Genomic DNA, 18,939 nt, shown 5'->3' on the forward strand with positions numbered 1-18,939 from the left:
CGCTCCCGGTGCGAATCGCCATCGGCAGCATCGCAGGTCGGCGGGACAACCACCTACCCGGCCGGACAAGTCGGACGGCTGCGGCGCGGCGGATCGTGGGGTGCCCAGCGGCGCGCGGCGACGACCAGGCAGGCTGGGGGCATGCGGGAACCATGGGTGGTCGGTGTCTCCGGGGCCTCCGGTACGCCGTACGCGGCGGCCGTCGTCGGCGGGCTGCTCGACGCGGGCGAGCCGGTGGACCTCATCGTGTCCCGGGCGGCCCGGCTCACCCTGCTGGACGAGACCGGGCGCTCGTTCCGCGACGCGCACTGGGCCGAAGACCTCGCGGCCTGGCTGGGGCGGGACCTGACCGGAGCGGACGTACGCCACTGGCCGGCCGGCGACCTGGCCGCCGGGCCCAGCAGCGGTTCCTACCGGGTACGCGGAATGGCCGTCGTACCCGCCAGCACCGCGGCCTGCGCCGGCATCGCGATCGGGCTCTCCAAGGACCTGCTGCAGCGTGCCGCAGAGGTGAACCTGAAGGAGCGCCGACCGGTCGTGGTGGTGCCCCGGGAGACCCCGGTGACCCGTAGCCACCTGGAGCACCTGATCGCGTTGCACGACGCCGGCGCGGTCGTGCTGCCGGCCAGCCCCGGCTTCTACGGCGCGGGCGCGGCGGCCAGCGCGCAGCAACTGGTCGACTTCGTGGCCGGCAAGGTGTTGGACGCGCTCGGCGTCCCACACACCCTGTTCCGCCGGTGGTCCGGCCAACTCGGCGCGGCCCGGAGCTGAACCGTCAACTGGGTTCCAGTGGTGTGCGGACCGGACGGGTGTCCGGTCCGCCTGACATTGTCCGCACCAGTTCAGTACATGCCGGCGTTGGCCGGACCCGGCCCGGTGGAGGCGGCCGGACCCACGTTGCGTGGCTTTCCGACCTCGTCCACCTCGTCCAGCATGCCCTCCCCCTCAAGCAGGGCTCGCACCTCGGATTCCCGAAACCGGCGATGCCCGCCTGGAGTCCGGATGCTTCCTATCCGGCCGGCCGCCGCCCATCTCGTCACAGTCTTCGGGTCTACCCGAAACAGCGCGGCGACCTCACCCGGTGTCAGCAGGCGATCTCCAGTGTCCACAGCCCCCTCCTCGCGTCGACGAAGCCCCTGGCTGAACACACTGCCCCCGGCTGGTGCGAGCCCAGAGCCGTCATGAGGGACGTATGGCAATTACAGCACCAGGGAACTGGCCTGTCCGCCAAACGCGAAAAATGCACTGACTGGGAAGTTAGTAAATGGTACTGGTGCAACCCCTACCTAGACCGTCAGTTTATGAACAGTTACTCACTGTTCTGACCAACGGATGCCGAAGGCCTCGCGTTACGCCCAACGCGTTAAGGTCACTCTCCGTGGACGCCATCGACCTGAGCCTCGTCGACCTGCTGCGCGGCAACGCCCGCCTGTCGTACGCCGAGCTGGCCCGGCAGGTGGGCCTCTCCGCCCCGGCCGTGCACGAACGCGTCGGCAAGCTGGAGAGCAGCGGGGTGGTGCTGGGCTACCGCGCGGACGTCGCGCCCGAGGCGATCGGGCTGGGCGTCACCGCGCTGATCGGGATCGTCGAGGACTCCGGCGCGGACTCCGACGACATGCTTGAGTCGCTGCGGGTGCTGCCCGAGATCGAGTCCTGCTACTTCATGGCGGGCGTCGAGTCGTTCCTGCTCAAGGCCCGGGTCGGCACGATCGCCGAGCTGGAGCAGCTCATCGTGCGGCTCAACCGGACCCCCGGGGTCGCCTCCACGCGCACCGCCATCGCCCTCTCCACCAAGTGGGAGAACCGCCCCCAGGCGGTCGGTCCGCAGCCCACCTGACCTGGTTGCTAGGTTTCCGAGCGTGACTCATCTCGACCGGTGCGACGAGGCCAGCCGTAGCTGGGTGACCGAGGCGATCGCTGCCGTCGAGGCCGACGCGAACCGCTCGGCCGACACCCACCTGCTGCCCTTCCCGCTGCCCCGGGCGTGGGGGATCGACCTCTACCTCAAGGACGAGTCGTCCCACCCGACCGGCTCGCTGAAGCACCGGCTGGCCCGCTCGCTGTTCCTCTACGGCCTGTGCAACGGCTGGATCGGACCGCAGACCACGATCGTCGAGGCGTCCTCGGGCTCCACGGCGGTCTCCGAGGCGTACTTCGCCCGCATGCTCGGCCTGCCGTTCATCGCCGTGATGCCCGCCTCCACCTCGCCCGAGAAGATCGCGCAGATCGAGTTCCAGGGCGGCCGGTGCCACCTGGTGGACGACCCGGCGGGCGTGGTGGTCGAGGCCCGCTGGCTGGCCGAGGACTCCGGCGGCCACTTCATGGACCAGTTCACGTACGCCGAGCGGGCCACCGACTGGCGGGGTAACAACAACATCGCCGAGTCGATCTACGCGCAGTTGGAGCTGGAACGACACCCCATCCCGGCCTGGATCGTGGTCGGTGCCGGCACCGGCGGCACCAGCGCCACCATCGGCCGGTACGCCCGCTACCGCCGCCTGGCCACCAAGCTCTGCGTCGTGGACCCGGAGAACTCCGCCTTCTACCCCGCCTGGGTGGCCGCCGACTGGTCCGTACGCACCGGCAAGGGCTCCCGCATCGAGGGGATCGGCCGGCCCACGGTCGAGGCGTCCTTCCTGCCCTCGGTCGTGGACCGGATGGTCCAGGTCCCGGACGCGGCCTCGCTGGCCGCCATGCGCGCCGGCTCGACGGTGCTCGGTCGTCGGGTGGGCGGCTCCACCGGCACCAACCTGTGGGGCGCGTTCAGCCTCATCGCCGGCATGCTGGCCGAGGGGCGGACCGGCTCGGTGGTCAGCCTGATCTGCGACGCCGGTGACCGGTACGCCGACACGTACTACTCCGACGACTGGGTCGCCGCCCAGGGCCTCGACCTGACGCCGCACGCCGCGACCGTCGAGCGCTTCCTGAGCAGCGGGGACTGGCCCGCCTGAGCGGGATGCGCCTTCAGCGGGGGTCGATCCGTTCGGCCAGGCCGGGATAGCGCACCACGTACCCGTCGGCGTCCAGGTCGATGTCGGCCGTGAAGGTGCCGCTGGCGAACCGTACCCGGCCCGGACCGAGCCCGGTGTAGATCTGCTCGGCCGCCACCACCTCCAGACCCGGCAGCAGCACCCACGCGACCGTGATCCGGCGCGGCATGTCCGCCGGTCCGCCGGTCAGCCCGAGCCGGCGTACCGGAAGGGCGTTGAACAGCGGCGAGCCACTCAGATCGACGTCGAGCGCGTCGGCGAGGCGATCCGGGTCGTCGGTGCCGGGCAGTCCGGCCCGCGGGTGCCCGGCCCCGACCAGCGCGGCATCCAGGTCGCCCTGCTCGGCGGTGGTCACCCGCCACCGGGACGTGGCCCGCTCCAGGGTCACGCGCCGAAGCCAACCCGACCCCTCGGCCTCGACCTCGACCCGGGCCGTGCTCCCGTCGGGCGCGGTCGTCAGCCGGTAGCGGGCGGTGAACGGAATCGGATCGACGGCGAGCACGGTGCCGCGCGCCGACAACGCGTCGCCGTCGTCGAGCAGGGCATGTTCGCTGCCGGCGGTGTCCGTCCGGGACCAGAAGATCGACTTGCTCATGGTCGCCATGAGCCGGACGTTACGCGACCCGAACGCCGTCGGCAGCGCATGCGCGAACGCCGCCGCGGAGCACAAGCTCCGCGACGGCGTTCGGCGTGGATCAGAAGATCAGTGGGTACGCGCCGGCGGCCGCCCGCCGAAGCCCTGCCGATCGTCGCGCGGCCGGTCGTCCCGACCACGACCCTCGGAGCGGTAGCCGCCCCGGCTGTCGCGGTCCGCGAAGCGCCGCTCACCCCGGTCAGCCTGCGGCCGGTCACCGTACTGCCGGTCGCCCTGCGGCCGGTCGCCGTAGCGGCGCTCGCCGGTCGGCCGGTCGCCGAAGCGACGCTCACCCTGCGGCCGGTCGCCGTACTGCCGGTCCCCCTGGGGACGGTCGCCGAAGCGGCGCTCGCCGGCCGGTCGGTCACCCCGGTCGGTCTGCGGGCGGTCGCCGTAACCGCGACTGTCCCGGTCGGCGTAGCGGCGCTCGCCGGGGGCCGGTCGCTGTAGCGGCGCTCGCCCTGGGGACGGTCGCCGTACTGCCGGTCGCCCTGCGGCCGGTCGCCGTACTGCCGGTCGCCCTGCGGGCGGTCGCCGAAGCGGCGCTCGCCGGCCGGTCGGTCACCCCGGTCGGTCTGCGGGCGGTCGCCGTAACCGCGACTGTCCCGGTCGGCGTAGCGGCGCTCGCCGGTGGGCCGGTCGCTGTAGCGGCGCTCGCCCTGGGGACGGTCGCCGTACTGCCGGTCGCCCTGCGGGCGGTCGCCGAAGCGCCGCTCGCCGGTCGGGCGGTCGCCGTAGCGGCGCTCGCCCTGCGGGCGGTCGCCGTACCGGCGTTCGCCGGTGGGCCGGTCGCCGAACCGGCGCGGGCCGCCGGAGCGGTCGTCGAACCGTCGTCCACCGCCGGAGCGGTCACCGAAGCCGCGCGGCTCCGCCTCGACCCGAACCGGAACGCCGCTGGGCTGGCGGGCGCCGATCAGCTCCGCCAACACCGGGTCGCCGACCCGGACGCGGGTCTCGGCCGGCGCGACGCCGGCCTTCTCCATCATCGCGAGGGTGGTACGGCGCTGCTTGGGCAGCACCAGCGTGGCGACCGCGCCGGACTCGCCCGCCCGGGCGGTACGACCGGCACGGTGCAGGTAGTCCTTCGGGTCCTTCGGCGGGTCGACGTGCAGCACCAGCGTGACCCCGTCGACGTGGATGCCCCGGGCCGCCACGTCGGTGGCGACCAGGACGTTCATCCGACCCTCACGGAACTCGGCGAGGGTCTTGGTCCGCATCCGCTGGGTCTTGCCGCCGTGCAGTCCACCGGCCCGCACGCCGACCGCGGCCAGCTGCTCGACCAGCCGGTCGACGCCCATCTGCGTACGTGCGAACACCATGGTCCGTCCGTCCCGCGCCGCGATCGAGGCGGCCACCGGGAACTTGTCGTGCGGCGGGATCAGCAGCACGTGGTGGTCCATGGTGGACACCGAGGCGGTGGACGGCGCGGTGGAGTGGGTCACCGGGTCGTTCATGAATCGCTTGACCAGCGCGTCGACGTCGCCGTCCAGAGTTGCGGAGAAGAGCAGGCGCTGACCACCGGCCGGCGTCTTCGCCAGCAGCTCGGTCACCTCGGGAAGGAAACCCATGTCGGCCATCTGGTCGGCCTCGTCGAGCACCGTCACCTCGACGTCGTCGAGCTGGCAGACACCCCGCTCGATCAGGTCGCCGAGCCGCCCCGGGGTCGCCACGATGATCTCCACACCGCGGCGGAGCGCGTCGATCTGGCGGTCGTACGGAACACCGCCGACGGCGGTCTTCAGGAACACGTTGAGCGCCTTGCCCAACGGCAGGAGCGCGTCGTTGACCTGCATGGCCAGCTCGCGGGTCGGTACCAGGACCAGGGCGCGCGGCCGCAGGGGACGCGCCGGACGCCCGGCGGCGACCCGGGCCAGCAGCGGGAGGCCGAACGCGAGGGTCTTGCCCGACCCGGTCTGCCCACGACCGAGCACGTCCCGGCCGGCGAGGGCGTCGGGGACGGTGGCCTGCTGGATCGGGAAGGGGGCGGTGATGCCCTGTCGGGCCAGAGCGCGAACCAGCGGCTCGGGCAGGCCCAGACCGGCGAAGTCGATCGACTCGGCGGTCTCGGCCGGAACGGCGTCGGGCGTCTCGGGGGCGTCGATCGTCTCGGGAGCGTCAGACGTCACAGGGGCGTCGACCGCCGCCGGGGCGGAATCGAAAACGGACGGAACGGTGCTGGGGTCAGCAGAGGTGGTCAACAAATGCCCTTCAAGCGGGGCGCATCTTCGCGATGGCCTGCCGCGGCTGTGCCGCCGGATCGCCCGCAAGATCGCCCATGGGCGCACATCGGGCGCGCCAGGTCAGTGATCCTGACCAGTGTACGGCGATTCGGCGGAGTCGCCAGCCGGTTGACCGACCGTAGTGGGCGGACTCACCCTCGCAGCCGTGGTGTCGATCAGCCGTTCAGCATGCCGCCCATCAGGCCGTCCAGGGCGTTGTTGGCGAGCAGGACGACCAGCACGCTGATCCCGATCAGGAGCCCCAACGCGGCGATCAGGACGATCACCACGCGGGTGTTCCGGGAGCGCTCGGCCGGGGTGTCCGACCAGCCCTGGGCGAGGATGTGCCCGGTCAGCGAGCCGGAATTCTCCACCGCAGCGTTCGCCGGTAGGGCGATCGTGGTGAAGCCCGGCCCGTCGCCGCTGGCGTAGACGGTGCCCGCCTGGTCGGCGCCGCCGGCACGGGCTCCGGTACGACCACCGGCCGTCGTGCTCCGCCGCTCGGGCCCGCCGTGCGGGGTGGTTGCCCGGTGGTCCGTACCGCCGGTCAGGGGGTGGTGGTGGACGGCGGCCACGTCGGCAGCGCGGGCGCGGGAACCACCGGCGGGGCGGACCCGGGTGTTCCGGCCCAGGCGCTGCCCGGGGCGGGCGGCGGGGCGGTCCATCCGGAGAAGGTGGCCGGCGGCGCGGAGACCGACCCCGTGGCGGGCGCGCCCGGCATGCCGGGCGTCGCCGGTGGCGGCGGGAACGGTGGCGCCGGCATCGGCCCGGGCTGCGGCGGTGGCGCGGGCACCGGCGGGCCGGGCGGCGGCATCGGCGGCCCGGGGACGGGTGGCGTCGGCGGCCCCGGGACCGGCGGCACCGGCGAGGGTGGCGGTACGGGCGGTCCCGGAACCGGCGGCACCGGGTCCGGTCGGGGCGTGGGGAAGGGGCCCGGCGTCGGCGTCGGACCGGGCGGGTATGGCCCCGGGCTCGGTGCGGGCTCCGGCTCGCCCGGCCCCGGCGGTGTCGGTTCCGGGACCGGACGCGCGGGTGGCTGCGCCGGCTCCGGGGATTGCGCCGGCTCGGGCGGTTCGGGATTCACCGGTCCCGACCGGTAGACGGCGGACGTGCTCGCCCGGGTCTCCGGCGCGGCCTCGCCGCCGGCCGCGACCCGGCTGCTGCCGGGGACCGTGACGCTGGCCCGCGCCGGCGCCGGGCCGGTGGCCTGTGCCGGCGTCCGGCCGGTGGCGGTGGCGGGCGCTGGCGTCGGGGCGGTGGCCGGCGGCGGCGTCGGGCCCGGGGCGGTGGCGCTGGTCGGCGCGGTGGCGCTGGCGGCCACCGACGCCGTCGCGCTGGCGCGCGCCGGGGCGGTCGACGCGTCGGCCGATGCCGGTGCGGGCGAGCTGTCCCGCTGTGCGGGCAGTGGGCTGGCCGAGCCGGTCGCTCGGTAGGTGGTCGCGGTGGCTGGAGCGCTCACCGGAAGATCATCGGGGCGGGAGTGGGTTGTCGCGACGCTGGCCCGCGCCCGCACCGGGGCGGCGGCCGGATCGGCGGCTGCGTTCTCCGACGGCTCGACGTCCGCCCCGCCGCCGTGCACGGCGTCGTCGACCGGGTCGCCTGTGGCGTCGTCCCCGGCAGTGGCGTCGTACGTGCCGACGGCCTTCCCGCCAGGCGCTGCGACCCCGTCGCCGGTGTCGCCGTCGAGCGTGGCGTTCCCGTCCCGCACCGCGGCGTCGGTGGGCGCGGCGTCCCGGTCGGCTCTGCTCAGCGTGGCGCTCGGAGCACCGGCCGGCGAGCCGGTGTCGGCGTCGGTCGTCGGATCAGCGGTCGTCGGATCTGCGGTCGTCAGCCTCGCGGCCCGGCCGACGTCGACACTCTCCGCCGGATCTCTCTGCTCGGCCATCTCCGCCCTCCGCGCCACGCTCGCACCCGGCCCGTGACATCGGACCGGGTGTGCCTGGTTGTCACCGTGCCACAGATCGTCCCGGGCGGACAGCCGGAGCCCCGGTGGCGGATCAGCGTCCCGCGCTCGGGCTGTCGCTGGTCGTCCCGCTCCGGCTGGTGGACGGCGTGCTGGCGGCGGAGGCCGATGAGCTGGCCGGCGCCGTGGTGGGGGGGGCGGCAGCGTCGTCGGCGTGTTGGTCGGGCTGTCCGTCGGGGTCGGCGAGGTGCCGCCGGTCGGCTCCGGCGTACCGGTCGGCGTACCGGTGGGCTTCGGCGTACCCGTGCCGGTCGGCGGGGTCGGCGGCTTCGTGGTCGGCTTGCCGGTGGGGGTCGGCTTGGGGGTGGGCGTCGGCTTCGCGGGCGGCGTCGGCTTGCTGGTGGCCGGCGGCGGCACCGGCGGAAGGGGCACGTTCGGGGTCGGCACCGCCCCGATCACCCGGGTGACGGCGTAGAGCCGGGACCAGTTGACCGTCGAGACCTTGACCACGTCGCCGGTCGTGGGTGCCTGCACCATCTTGCCGTTGCCGATGTACATGGTGACGTGGTGGATCGTGGTGTAGCTGCTGCCGGAGGCGAAGAACATCAGGTCGCCGGGGAGCGCCTCGGTGGGCCGTACGGTGCGGGACCGGGTGGCGGCGTACTGGTCGCGGGAGACCCGGGGCAGATCGAAGTAGTCGGCGCCCGGGGACCGGTACGCGGCCCACATCAGCCCGGAACAGTCGAACTGGTCCGGCCCCTCCTCGGACCACTTGTACGGGTCACCGAGCTGGGCGAGCGCGTACCGGACGGCGGCCAGCGCCCGCGGGTGGGCGGACATGCCGCTGGTGCTCTGGCCCGCGACGTAGCCCGATCCGAACTGCTGCTCGGCGGCCTCCTGCTGTCGTTCGAGCAGGATCAGCTGGGCGGCGTTGTCCTTGCGGAGCTTGAGCAGGCTGGTCTCGGCGGTGCGCAGGGCGTTCTCGCCGGTGGCGAACTCCGCCTCGGCGGCGTCGACGGCCGCCTTGGCCGCGGAGTGTGCCTGGTAGGCGGTCTGTTCGCTGGCCCGGGCCCGCGCCAACTCGCCGGTCACGGCGGTGGTGGCGCCCTCGACCTTCTCGCCGCGGTTGATGCGCTGGAGCCGGCTCAGCCCCTGGATGTCGTCGACGAAGTCACCCGGCGGCAGGGCGGCGGCCGCCTTGACCGCGTCCGAGGCTGCGGAGTCGGCTGCCTGCTGGGCGCGGAGGACGGCGTCCTGCGTGGTCGCCAGCACCTTGCCGGCCGCGACGAGCTGTGCCTGCGCGTCGGTACGTTTCTGCCGGGTCAGCAGTAGCTGGTCGCCGAGCAGGCCGACCTGACTCTCGGCGGCGGCGATCTGGGCGGCCAGCGGGCCGTTGCCGAGGTTGACCGGGGGAGCCGGGATGCCGCCGACGGGCGGGCTGCCGGGCACCTGCGGGGCGCCGATGGCCGGCGGACGCGAGCCGGTGTCCGGCACGGTCGAGGGCACGGTGGGATCGGCGTACGCAGGGGTGGCCAGCACGGCGGCGGCGATCGCGCCGAGCAGGGCGGCCCAGAGCTTCGGCCGCAGCACCGGCGAGATCACCGGGCTCCGTCGTCGCTGCCGTCGCCCGCGCCCGCTGTCGACCATTCCGCTCCCCGTCCGGTGCTCGTCGTCGCGCTCGGTGGGCGCGACCGTCGGGACGGTACCAGTGTGTGAGTTCCGCCCCACCTTGTCTTACCGCACAGCGGCAACGATGTCGATGCGTCGGCAGGTTACGGGAGGCTGAGAGTCCGGTGAACCGGATCGCTGTGGCCGACCGTGCCGCCCGGCCCACCCGGACCCCGACGTACCCTCGGGAAAGACCGCAGGTGGAAGGGACGTGCCATGGACGCCGGACTCAAGCGTGAGCTCGAAGCGAAGGTGTACGCCGGTGAGCGGCTGACCCGCGAGGACGGCGTCGCCCTCTACGAGAGCGACGACCTGACCTGGTTGGGGCGGCTGGCCCACCACAAGCGCACCGAGCTGAACGGTGAGCGGGTGATGTTCAACGTCAACCGGCACCTCAACCTGACGAACGTCTGCTCGGCGTCCTGCGCGTACTGCTCGTTCCAGCGCAAGCCGGGCGAGAAGGACGCGTACACGATGCGCATCGACGAGGCGGTCCGCAAGGCCAAGGAGATGGAGGATGAGCAGCTCACCGAGCTGCACATCGTCAACGGCCTGCACCCGACGCTGCCGTGGCGCTACTACCCGAAGGTGCTGCGCGAGCTGAAGGCGGCGCTGCCGAACGTCAAGCTCAAGTGCTTCACCGCGACCGAGGTGCAGTGGTTCGAGAAGATCAGCGGCCTGAGCGCCGACGAGATCCTCGACGAGCTGATGGACGCCGGTCTGGAGTCGCTGACCGGCGGCGGCGCGGAGATCTTCGACTGGGAGGTCCGCCAGCACATCGTCGACCACGAGTGCCACTGGGAGGACTGGTCGCGCATCCACGCCCTGGCCCACAGCAAGGGCATGAAGACCCCGGCGACGATGCTGTACGGCCACATCGAGGAGCCCCGGCACCGCGTCGACCACGTGCTGCGCCTGCGGGAGTTGCAGGACGAGACCGGCGGTTTCGCGGTCTTCATCCCGCTGCGCTACCAGCACGACTTCGTCGACTCGGCGGACGGCAAGATCCGTAACCGGATCCAGGCGCGGACGACGATGGCCTCGCCGGCCGAGTCGCTGAAGACGTTCGCCGTGTCCCGGCTGCTGTTCGACAACGTGCCGCACGTCAAGAACTTCTGGGTGATGCACGGCCTGTCGGTGGCCCAGCTCTCGTTGAACTTCGGCGTGGACGACCTGGACGGCTCGGTGGTCGAATACAAGATCACCCACGACGCCGACTCGTACGGCACCCCGAACACCATGCACCGCGACGACCTGCTGCACCTGATCTGGGACGCCGGCTTCCAGCCGGTCGAGCGGGACACCCGCTACAACGTCGTCCGGGAGTACGACAGGGCGCCGTCGCTGGCCGAGCGCCGCGCCGAGCCGCAGCAGGTCTGGGCCTGAGACACCACGTACCCTCGCAGTCGATGACCGAACAGCGCAGCGCCGAGCAGCAGGGCGGCTTTCCCCGACGGGACGCCGAGGGACGCGTCCGTACGCTTGGTGACCTGCTCGGGGTGTGCCTGGCCGGCCTGGTCATCGGGGTGCTGGCGCTCGTGCTGTTCGAGTGGGCGTTCGCCTCGTTCGGTGCCGGCGACTTCGGGCACACCAACGGTTGGCTCGCGGTGATCCTGCCGGCCTGGCTGTTCTGGGACGACTTCCGCGCCTGGGGGTTCGGGGCTGCCCGGGTGGTGGCGGCGCTCGTCGCGGCGGCGGTCGCGGTGTTCGTGGGGCTGTTGGTCGCCGGGCTGAGCGCGGGATTGGCACCACTGCTGTCCGGCGCGTTGGCGGCGGCGGCGTTCACCGTGGCGTACGCGACGATCTGGTTTCCCGGCGTCCGTTGGCTGGCCCGCCGGACGGGCTGAGTGACCCGCCCACCGGGCGCGGAGAAGGAGTACATGAGGTGAGCGCGGCGCTCAAGTACACGCTGGGCCGGATCGGGCTGTTCGTCGCCGTACTGGCGGCCCTCTGGCTGGTCGACGTGGACATCTTCCTGAAGCTGATCCTGGCGCTGGCGTTCTCCGCCGCGCTCTCCTTCTTTCTGCTGCGCGGCTGGCGCGACGAGATGGCCCACGAGATGGCCGAGGCCACGGCTCGTCGCAAGGCGGAGAAGGAGCGCCTCCGCTCCGCCCTGGCCGGCGAGGACGAGCAGTCCGACGAGGGTGAGCGGCGGCAGCCGTAGGTCCTGCGGACGCGCGCCGCGCGGGACCCGTCGAAACGGGGCAGCGGCAGCGGCTGCCTGCCGTTAGTGTCTCCCGCCGTGGAAATCTTCAACAAGATCAACGACTGGCGGGCCAAGCTCTTCGTCTGGATCGGCCTGCCTGTCATCGCCGGCATCGGTCTGCTGCTGGGCGTTGGTGACCTCGGACCGGCCTGGCAGGCCAAGGGCGGTGGTGGCACCGCGGGCACCTTCACGGCCGTGTCGGAGGAGTGCTCCCGTCGAAGCTGCACCTGGCACGGCGACTTCGTGGCCGACGACGGTGCCAAGCGGGCGGACGTGATCCTCTACGACGCCCCGGACACCCTGTCGACGGGCGAGACCGCCCCGGCACTGGACAGCGGCGCGCGCAAGGGCGTCTTCGCCGCCGCCGGGGGTTCCACCTGGCTGCTGGTAACCGCGCTGACCCTCGCCGGAGTGGTGGCCGCCGTAGCCTGGGTGCTCTTCCTCGCCTGGAAGATCCGCCGCCACCGCACCCAAAACGAACCCCTCCCCGAGTCGATCGACCAGCACTAACCCCCTCCCAGAAGTGCGTTGATCATGAAGTTATTGCCGCGACACGCCGAGCGGCCGGGCAATAACTTCATGATCAACGGGGACCGGCCGGGCCGGGTGGGGCCGGGTGGGGGTGGGGGGTTACCAGTTGGTGGAGCCGGGGACGTTGGGCCAGGGCTTGGACTCGGGCTTGATGAGGTAGGCGACGCCGCCGGAGCCGCCGGAGACTCCGCCGCTGGCGTTGGTGCGCTTGGTACGAAGCCAGATCTGCTCGAACTGGGTGCGCTTGTAGACGTTGCGGACGACGTCGTTGCTGGACGAGGCCGGGTCGTTGACGATCACGTCGCCGTCGGCGGTGAAGCCGACCACCACGAAGAGGTGCCCGGAGGTGCCGTAGTTCGCCCCGTCCAGCTCACTGGCGAGGAAGGACTGGCTGGTCACCACGGGGATGCCGGCGGCGATGAAACGCTCCAGCTCGTCCAGTGAGTGCAGCCGGGTGACCCGCCCCTCCAGGTGCGGGAAGCTGGCCGCGTACGCGGTGTTGAACGGCCAGTTGCCCGCGCCGTCGTACGCGTAGTCGAAGGTCATCCGGGCGGCGTGGTTGACGGTCGGGTCGGGGTAGGTCGGGTCCACCCAGGACGTGTCGGCGGCCGAGGGCTTGCGCCCCCAGTACTCGACGACCATCTCGGTGGAGGTGGGTGAGCACCAAGCCTCGCCGCCGCCGTCGTACTCGGGGTAGTGCCCCTTGTGGACGTTCTGCGAGTAGCGGGGCACCGGCAGCTCGACGCCCCAGGCGATGTGCCCGGCGCTCGGCGGCACGGTGAACCGGTCCGGCACGGCGGAGCTCATCGCGCCGAGCATCCGTACCACCGGGGCGGCGGTCTGCCCGGGTGTCCGGTAGAGGGTCAGCCGCAGCTGGTACGACCGCAGCAGCACCCCGGCGTCGGCGTCGTCGATGCTGAAGGTGTCGGTCCAGACCGTCGACCAGGGATCGCCCTGCCCGTCGACGCTGGTCCGCTTGATGTCGGTGTCGCCGGAGGCCCAGCGGCCCAGGACGTACCAGGGGGTCTGGTCGCCGTTGGTGTAGCCGCCCTGCATCTCCACCTGGATCCAGGTGCCGGTGGGGGTCTGGGCGTTCCAGGAGGCGATCAGTTCGGTGGCGTCGAACCCGATCCGGGTCACGGGCGAGGTCCAGGTGCCGTACTCCCAGGTGCGGGTGACGCCGGTGTGCGGGTCGGCGTACTCCGTGGTGCCGGTCGGGCGGGCCAGGGTGACGCCGGCACGCGGGCCGGGCACGACGCGGGTGCCGGCCTGGCTGCCACGGTGCCAGTCGGCGGGCCCGGACCAGTCCTGGAAGGTGATCTGCTCGTCGTGGGCGGGTGCGGGTGGCCGGGCCGCCGCGGCGGGGGCCGCGGTGGCGAGCAGGGTGAGCGCGCTGACGCCGGCGAGGGCGGCCGCGTGCAGGCGGGAGGGGGCCATGGGTGCTCCGCGGTGTCGAGTGGGGGCATCGTCGCTGGTCAGTTTTCCGCTTGGAAGGAAGTTTCGCCAGATGTTCAGCGGCAGAAAATCATTGCCGCAGCGATGGTCAACCTGGGATGGATTTCGTGGCGATCGATATTGAGATGACCATGTGACTGATGGTGAAGTGTGCATCACCGAGCGGGATCTTCCGCCCTTCGAGGAGGTAGTCCATGGCCCTCCGCCCACCTCACTCTCTCCGCCGCGTCCTGGTGCTCGCCGTCGTCACCGGACTGGGAATCGTCACCGTCGCCGCCGGACCGGTCGCCGCCAAGCCGGCGCCGGACCGCACCACCGAGTCGACCGCCGCCACCGGCTACCGGGTGCTCGGGCCCCGGACCTTCGCCGACCGCAACGCGGTGGCCCGCACCGGGGCCGCCATCGACTACTCCGAGCACGGCGTCCTGCACGTCTCGGCCACCGCCGCCGAGGCCGCCGCGATCGGCAAGCTCGGCTTCCGGCTGGAACCGCTCGCCCCGCCACCGAGCGCCGAACGCGGCGCGGGCGAGGTGGGCACGCTGGCGTTCCCGCCCGCCGACTCCAACTACCACGACTACGCGGAACTGACCGCCGTCGTGAACCAGGCCGTCGCCGACCACCCGGCCATCGCCCGCAAGATCAGCATTGGTACGTCGTACGAGGGCCGCGACCTGATGGCCGTGAAGATCTCCGACAACGTCGGCACCGACGAGGACGAGCCGGAGATCCTCTTCAACGCCCAGCAGCACGCCCGTGAGCACCTGACCGTCGAGATGGCGATCTACCTGCTCAACCTCTTCACCGACAGCTACGGCAGTGACTCCCGGATCACGAACATCGTCAACAGCCGGGAGATCTGGATCGTGCCGACGGTCAACCCGGACGGCAGCGAGTACGACATCGCCACCGGGTCGTACCGGTCCTGGCGCAAGAACCGCCAGCCGAACAGCGGCTCGTCGAACGTCGGCACCGACCTGAACCGCAACTGGTCCTACCAGTGGGGCTGCTGCGGTGGGTCGTCCGGCACCACCTCGTCGGAGACGTACCGCGGCCCGTCGGCGTTCTCCGCGCCGGAGACGCAGGCGCTGCGCAACTTCGTGAACAGCCGCGTCGTCGGTGGCGTCCAGCAGATCAAGGCCAACATCGACTTCCACACGTACTCGCAACTGGTGCTCTGGCCGTACGGCTACACCACGGCGAACACCGCCACCGGGATGAGCGCGGACCAGTACAACACCTTCGCCACCATCGGTCAGCAGATGGCGGCCACCAACAGCTACACGCCGGAGCAGTCCAGCGACCTGTACATCGCCGACGGCACCAGCATCGACTGGATGTGGGCCACCCACGGCATCTGGGCGTACACCTTCGAGATGTACCCGGGCTCCGCCGGCGGTGGCGGCTTCTACCCGCCCGACGAGGTGATCCCCGCACAGACCACCCGTAACCGCGAGGCCGTACTCATGCTCAGCGAGTACGCCGACTGCCCGTACCGGGCCATCGGCAAGCAGTCGCAGTACTGCGGTGGCGGTGGGGGCACCACGGTCTGGTCGGACACCTTCGAGACCGCCACCGGCTGGACGATCAACCCGTCCGGCACCGACACCGCGACCCTCGGGGCGTGGGAGCGGGGTGCCGCCCAGGCGACCACCTCGTCCGGGGCGAAGCAGCTCACCCCGTACGCCGGCTCCAACGACCTGGTCACCGGGCGGCTCGCCGGGTCGGCGGCCGGTGACTACGACGTCGACGGCGGTGTGACGAGCGCCCGGTCGCCGGCGGTGACCCTGCCGTCGTCCGGCACGCTGACCCTCTCGCTGGCCTGGTACCTGGCGCACGGCTCGAACGCCTCGTCGGCCGACTACCTGCGGGTGAGCGTCGTGCACAACGGCGGAACGACGGCGCTGCTCACCCAGTCCGGCGCGGCCAGCAACCGGAACGGGAGCTGGGCGGTGGCGAACCTCAACCTGAGTCCGTACGCCGGGCAGTCCGTCCGCATCCTCGTCGAGGCGGCGGACGCTTCCGGCGCGAGCCTGGTCGAGGCGGCTGTGGACAACGTCACCATCACGGCCTCCTGAGCGGGTGGGGCCCCGTACCGCCCCTGCGGGGCCCCACCACCTGCCGCTGAGCCTGCGCTACCGTCTTAGCGACCACTCCGCAGCGAAGCCGGTGTGAAACCGGCGCTGTCCCGCAACTGTGATGCCCCGCCCGACGGCGGGGACGAGCCAGGTCGCCTGCGGAGGGGTCGCGACACGCGCTCTCGAGGAAGGGCGCCTCGTGGGCGGGGGTACGGAAGTCCTGTCGGCGAAGCACCACACTCCTCGACCGACAGGAGGCCCCATGTTCAGACGTACCCCTCGGCTCTTCGCCGCGACCCTCGCGGTCGCCGCGCTCGCCCTCGGCGCGTGCGCGGAGAAGACCGACGACAAGCCGGCCGCCGGCACCGCGGCCGCCAACTACCCGGTGACGGTCGGCTCGCTCACGCTCGACAAGCGTCCCGAGAAGATCGTGTCGCTGTCGCCCAGCGCCACCGAGATGCTCTTCGCGATCGGCGCCGGCTCGCAGGTGAGCGCCGTCGACGACCAGTCCAACTACCCGGCTGAGGCGCCCAAGAGCGACCTGTCCGGCTTCCAGCCGAACGCCGAGGCGATCGCCGGCAAGAACCCCGACCTGGTGGTGCTCTCCAACGACACCAACAAGATCGTCGACCAGCTCGGCAAGCTCAAGATCCCGGTGTACCTGACCCCGGCGGCGACCACGCTCGACGACTCGTACCAGCAGATCACCGACCTGGGCTCCCTGACCGGGCACGCCGACCAGGCCGCCGACGTCGCCAAGCGGATGAAGGACGACATCGCCAAGCTGGTCAAGGACCTGCCGCAGCGCGCCGAGAAGCTCACCTACTACCACGAGCTGGGCCCGGAGCTGTACAGCGCGACCAGCAAGACGTTCATCGGCTCGATCTACAGCCTCGTCGGCCTGACCAACATCGCCGACCCGGCCGACGCCGACGGCAAGAACGGCGGCTACCCGCAGCTGTCGCAGGAGGTCATCGTCAAGGCCGACCCGGACTTCGTCTTCCTGGCCGACTCCAAGTGCTGCCAGCAGAACGGCGACTCGGTCAAGGCCCGCAGCGGCTGGGCCGGGCTCACCGCCGTCAAGAACAACCAGGTCGTCACGTTGGACGACGACATCGCGTCCCGCTGGGGCCCGCGCGTCGTGGACCTGCTGCGGACGATCATCGACGCGGTCGCCAAGGTGCCCGCGTGACCGTCGTCCGTTGGTGATCGGAACGCCACCGGTGGCCACCCCGACACCTGAGAACCCGCCGGCCGGGACGCGATCCGCGCCCCGGCCCGGCGGGCGCTTCCCGGCTGCTCGTCAGCCCGGTGGACTAACCTCGGCGGCGTCCCGGCCCGCCGGGCTGCGTGCGCGCTGGCTGGTCATCGGTGTCCTCGCGGTGCTCGTCGCGCTCATCGCCGGGGTGTCGCTCGGACCGGTCAGCCTGCCACCGGGCAGCGTCGCCGCCGAGCTGCTCAACCTGATCCCCGGCGTGCACCTCGACAGTGGACTGAACGAGCGGGAAATCGCCATCGTCACCGAACTGCGGCTGCCCCGGGTCGTGCTGGGCCTGCTCGTCGGCGGGCTGCTCGCCCTCGCCGGTGGCTGCTACCAGGGCGTCTTCCGCAACCCGCTGGCCGACCCGTACCTGCTCGGGGTGGCCGCCGGCGCGGGTCTCGCGGTCACTGCGGTGATCGCCCTCGGCGGCGTCGGTCGGCAGGGCGCGATCTCGGGGCTGCCGCTGACCATCCCGCTGGCCGCGTTCGTCGGCTCGCTGCTCGCCGTCACGATGACCTACCTGCTCGGCGCGGCCGGCGGGCGGAGCCGGTCACCGGCGATGCTGATCCTGGCCGGGGTCGCGGTCTCGGCGTTCCTCTCCGCCGGGCAGACGTACCTGCTCCAGCGCCACGCCGACAGCATCCAACCGGTCTACTCCTGGCTGCTCGGACGGCTGGCCACGGCGGGCTGGCACGACGTGCTGCTCGTGCTGCCGTACGCCGCGGTGACCACGGTCGTGGTGCTGCTGCACCGCCGCGAGCTGGACGTCCTCGCGCTCGGCGACGACGAGGCGACGAGCCTCGGCCTGCACCCGCAGCGCTCTCGGTACCTGCTGATCGCCGCCGCGTCCCTGGGCACCGCCGCGGCGGTCTCGGCGACCGGCCTCATCGGCTTCGTCGGCATCATCGTGCCGCACACCGTCCGGCTGCTCGCCGGGTCGAGCTACCGGGTGATCCTGCCACTGTCGCTGCTGTTCGGCGCCGCGTTCCTGGCCCTGACCGACGTGGTCGCCCGTACCGCCGCGGCCCCGGCCGAGGTGCCCATCGGCGTGGTCACCGCCCTGCTCGGCGGCCCGTTCTTCGTCCTCGTGCTGCGGACCGCCCGCCGGGTGCTCACGTGACTCCGGAGGCACCTGCCGTCGAGGTCCGCGCGCTGCACGTCAGCCTGGACGGCACGCCGATCCTCACCGGCGTCGACCTCACCGTCGCCGTCGGCGAGTGGGTCACCGTGATCGGTCCGAACGGCGCCGGCAAGTCGACCCTGTTGCGCGCCGTCGGCGGCCTGCTGCCCGCGCCGGACGCCATCTCCCTCTTCGGTACGCCGAGCGGCGCGCTGCACCGCCGCGAACGGGCCCGGGTGGTGGCGACGGTGACGCAGTCCCCGGTCGTACCGCCCGGCATGTCGGTCCTGGACTACGTGCTGCTCGGGCGCACCCCGTACATCCCGCCGCTCGGCCGGGAGTCGGCCGCCGACGTGACCGCCGTCCACGACGTGCTGGACCGCCTGGACCTCGGCGGCTTCCACCGCCGCGAGCTGGCCACCCTGTCCGGGGGAGAGCGACAGCGCGTCTTCCTGGCCCGGGCGCTCGCCCAGGGCGCGACGCTGCTGCTGCTCGACGAGCCGACCAGCGCGTTGGACATCGGCCATCAGCAGGAGGTCCTGGAACTGGTCGACCAGTTGCGCCGGGCACACGGCCTGACGGTGCTCGCCACCATGCACGACCTCTCCCTCGCCGGCGAGTACGCCGACCGGATGGTCATGCTCGCCGAGGGTCGGGTGGTGGCGACCGGTACGCCGCACGAGGTGCTGACCGAACACCTCCTCGCCACCCACTACCGGGCGAGCGTCCGGGTGCTCCCCGGCACCAACGGCCCCCTGGTGGTCCCCGTCCGCCCCCGCCCCTAACCCGCCTTCCTCCCGCGATCTTGCACTTTCTGTCGTGACACAAGGGGCATTCCCGCTCATGTCGACATTCGAAAGTGCAAGATCGGCGCGAT

The 18,939-nt window shown here is 72.2% G+C and carries 17 protein-coding genes, 1 pseudogene and 1 riboswitch; of the genes and pseudogenes, 11 read left to right on the forward strand and 7 right to left on the reverse strand.

Translation table 11 applies throughout. From position 1 onward, the window contains the following. The first annotated feature begins 141 nt into the window (after window positions 1-141). Entirely contained in the window at window positions 142-771 is a 630-nt protein-coding gene (locus ACQP0N_RS01600; RefSeq protein WP_355048303.1) for a UbiX family flavin prenyltransferase, read from the forward strand. Window positions 772-842: 71 nt separating this feature from the next. Here ACQP0N_RS01600 and ACQP0N_RS01605 read toward each other — a convergent pair whose 3' ends face one another. Then, window positions 843-1,109: a BldC family transcriptional regulator gene (locus ACQP0N_RS01605; protein WP_007454516.1), complete on the reverse strand. Its 267-nt coding sequence runs from the start codon at window positions 1,107-1,109 to the stop codon at window positions 843-845. A 269-nt stretch (window positions 1,110-1,378) separates the two neighbouring features. On the opposite strand from ACQP0N_RS01605, the gene ACQP0N_RS01610 reads away from it, so the two are divergent. Both ACQP0N_RS01610 and ACQP0N_RS01615 read left to right on the forward strand, forming a co-directional pair. Next, complete coding sequence (locus ACQP0N_RS01610; protein WP_357133716.1) at window positions 1,379-1,837, forward strand: Lrp/AsnC family transcriptional regulator; 459 nt, start codon at window positions 1,379-1,381, stop codon at window positions 1,835-1,837. Window positions 1,838-1,859: 22 nt separating this feature from the next. Further along, window positions 1,860-2,951, forward strand: a complete 1,092-nt coding sequence (locus ACQP0N_RS01615; RefSeq protein WP_357133714.1) for a PLP-dependent cysteine synthase family protein — start codon at window positions 1,860-1,862, stop codon at window positions 2,949-2,951. A 13-nt stretch (window positions 2,952-2,964) separates the two neighbouring features. Here the strand turns inward: ACQP0N_RS01615 and ACQP0N_RS01620 are convergent, their stop codons facing one another. The 5 genes and pseudogenes from ACQP0N_RS01620 to ACQP0N_RS01640 form a co-directional block, all read right to left on the reverse strand. After that, window positions 2,965-3,585 carry a putative glycolipid-binding domain-containing protein gene (locus ACQP0N_RS01620; RefSeq protein ID WP_433121362.1) on the reverse strand — a complete coding sequence of 207 codons (621 nt, stop codon included), beginning with the start codon at window positions 3,583-3,585 and terminating at the stop codon, window positions 2,965-2,967. After that, the gene (locus tag ACQP0N_RS01625) at window positions 3,582-5,750 is read right to left on the reverse strand and encodes a DEAD/DEAH box helicase (RefSeq protein WP_433116972.1); all 2,169 of its coding nucleotides are present in this window, start codon (window positions 5,748-5,750) and stop codon (window positions 3,582-3,584) included. Before ACQP0N_RS01625 ends, ACQP0N_RS01620 begins: the two co-directional genes overlap by 4 nt. A gap of 269 nt (window positions 5,751-6,019) precedes the next feature. After that, a complete protein-coding gene (locus ACQP0N_RS01630; RefSeq protein ID WP_433116974.1) occupies window positions 6,020-6,418 on the reverse strand; it encodes a hypothetical protein in 399 nt (132 codons plus the stop codon). After that, a complete protein-coding gene (locus ACQP0N_RS01635; RefSeq protein WP_433116976.1) occupies window positions 6,391-7,728 on the reverse strand; it encodes a hypothetical protein in 1,338 nt (445 codons plus the stop codon). The genes ACQP0N_RS01630 and ACQP0N_RS01635 overlap by 28 nt, the downstream gene beginning before the upstream one ends. A gap of 112 nt (window positions 7,729-7,840) precedes the next feature. Then, window positions 7,841-9,393, reverse strand: a pseudogene (locus tag ACQP0N_RS01640) (C40 family peptidase). 237 nt (window positions 9,394-9,630) lie between these two features. Here ACQP0N_RS01640 and mqnE point away from each other — a divergent pair. From mqnE to ACQP0N_RS01660, 4 genes are all read left to right on the forward strand, one after another. Then, window positions 9,631-10,800 carry an aminofutalosine synthase MqnE gene (gene mqnE, locus ACQP0N_RS01645; protein ID WP_433116978.1) on the forward strand — a complete coding sequence of 390 codons (1,170 nt, stop codon included), beginning with the start codon at window positions 9,631-9,633 and terminating at the stop codon, window positions 10,798-10,800. Window positions 10,801-10,823: 23 nt separating this feature from the next. Beyond that, entirely contained in the window at window positions 10,824-11,261 is a 438-nt protein-coding gene (locus ACQP0N_RS01650) for a hypothetical protein (protein ID WP_433116980.1), read from the forward strand. Window positions 11,262-11,299: 38 nt separating this feature from the next. Continuing rightward, window positions 11,300-11,578 carry a DUF4229 domain-containing protein gene (locus ACQP0N_RS01655; RefSeq protein ID WP_357133704.1) on the forward strand — a complete coding sequence of 93 codons (279 nt, stop codon included), beginning with the start codon at window positions 11,300-11,302 and terminating at the stop codon, window positions 11,576-11,578. A gap of 78 nt (window positions 11,579-11,656) precedes the next feature. Then, a complete protein-coding gene (locus ACQP0N_RS01660; RefSeq protein ID WP_433116982.1) occupies window positions 11,657-12,130 on the forward strand; it encodes a hypothetical protein in 474 nt (157 codons plus the stop codon). A gap of 120 nt (window positions 12,131-12,250) precedes the next feature. On the opposite strand, the gene ACQP0N_RS01665 is transcribed toward ACQP0N_RS01660, so the two are convergent. Further along, window positions 12,251-13,588, reverse strand: a complete 1,338-nt coding sequence (locus ACQP0N_RS01665; protein ID WP_433116984.1) for a C39 family peptidase — start codon at window positions 13,586-13,588, stop codon at window positions 12,251-12,253. A 212-nt stretch (window positions 13,589-13,800) separates the two neighbouring features. Here ACQP0N_RS01665 and ACQP0N_RS01670 point away from each other — a divergent pair, with 212 nt between their 5' ends. The 4 genes from ACQP0N_RS01670 to ACQP0N_RS01685 all read left to right on the forward strand — a co-directional run bounded on the left by ACQP0N_RS01670 (window position 13,801) and on the right by ACQP0N_RS01685 (window position 18,847). Next, window positions 13,801-15,681: a M14 family zinc carboxypeptidase gene (locus ACQP0N_RS01670; RefSeq protein ID WP_433116986.1), complete on the forward strand. Its 1,881-nt coding sequence runs from the start codon at window positions 13,801-13,803 to the stop codon at window positions 15,679-15,681. A gap of 87 nt (window positions 15,682-15,768) precedes the next feature. After that, a riboswitch (cobalamin riboswitch) is annotated at window positions 15,769-15,833 on the forward strand. Window positions 15,834-15,943: 110 nt separating this feature from the next. Next, window positions 15,944-16,873 (forward strand): ABC transporter substrate-binding protein, encoded by a 930-nt coding sequence (locus ACQP0N_RS01675; RefSeq protein ID WP_433116988.1) that lies wholly within the window; start codon window positions 15,944-15,946, stop codon window positions 16,871-16,873. Window positions 16,874-17,027: 154 nt separating this feature from the next. Continuing rightward, window positions 17,028-18,062, forward strand: a complete 1,035-nt coding sequence (locus tag ACQP0N_RS01680) for a FecCD family ABC transporter permease (protein WP_355048767.1) — start codon at window positions 17,028-17,030, stop codon at window positions 18,060-18,062. After that, complete coding sequence (locus tag ACQP0N_RS01685) at window positions 18,059-18,847, forward strand: ABC transporter ATP-binding protein (RefSeq protein ID WP_433116990.1); 789 nt, start codon at window positions 18,059-18,061, stop codon at window positions 18,845-18,847. The genes ACQP0N_RS01680 and ACQP0N_RS01685 overlap by 4 nt, the downstream gene beginning before the upstream one ends. Window positions 18,848-18,939: the final 92 nt, after the last annotated feature.

This window comes from Micromonospora sp. CA-246542 (genome assembly GCF_050942905.1).
GTDB lineage: Bacteria > Actinomycetota > Actinomycetes > Mycobacteriales > Micromonosporaceae > Micromonospora.

What these genes read in the sequence shown, in the direction of transcription:
- ACQP0N_RS01600 (WP_355048303.1), top strand. Translation starts at nt 142, where the DNA reads ATGCGGGAACCATGGGTGGTCGGTGTCTCCGGGGCCTCCGGTACGCCG.
- ACQP0N_RS01620 (WP_433121362.1), bottom strand. Translation starts at nt 3,585, where the DNA reads ATGAGCAAGTCGATCTTCTGGTCCCGGACGGACACCGCCGGCAGCGAA.
- ACQP0N_RS01635 (WP_433116976.1), bottom strand. Translation starts at nt 7,728, where the DNA reads ATGGCCGAGCAGAGAGATCCGGCGGAGAGTGTCGACGTCGGCCGGGCC.
- mqnE (WP_433116978.1), top strand. Translation starts at nt 9,631, where the DNA reads ATGGACGCCGGACTCAAGCGTGAGCTCGAAGCGAAGGTGTACGCCGGT.
- ACQP0N_RS01650 (WP_433116980.1), top strand. Translation starts at nt 10,824, where the DNA reads ATGACCGAACAGCGCAGCGCCGAGCAGCAGGGCGGCTTTCCCCGACGG.
- ACQP0N_RS01665 (WP_433116984.1), bottom strand. Translation starts at nt 13,588, where the DNA reads ATGGCCCCCTCCCGCCTGCACGCGGCCGCCCTCGCCGGCGTCAGCGCG.
- ACQP0N_RS01670 (WP_433116986.1), top strand. Translation starts at nt 13,801, where the DNA reads ATGGCCCTCCGCCCACCTCACTCTCTCCGCCGCGTCCTGGTGCTCGCC.
- ACQP0N_RS01675 (WP_433116988.1), top strand. Translation starts at nt 15,944, where the DNA reads ATGTTCAGACGTACCCCTCGGCTCTTCGCCGCGACCCTCGCGGTCGCC.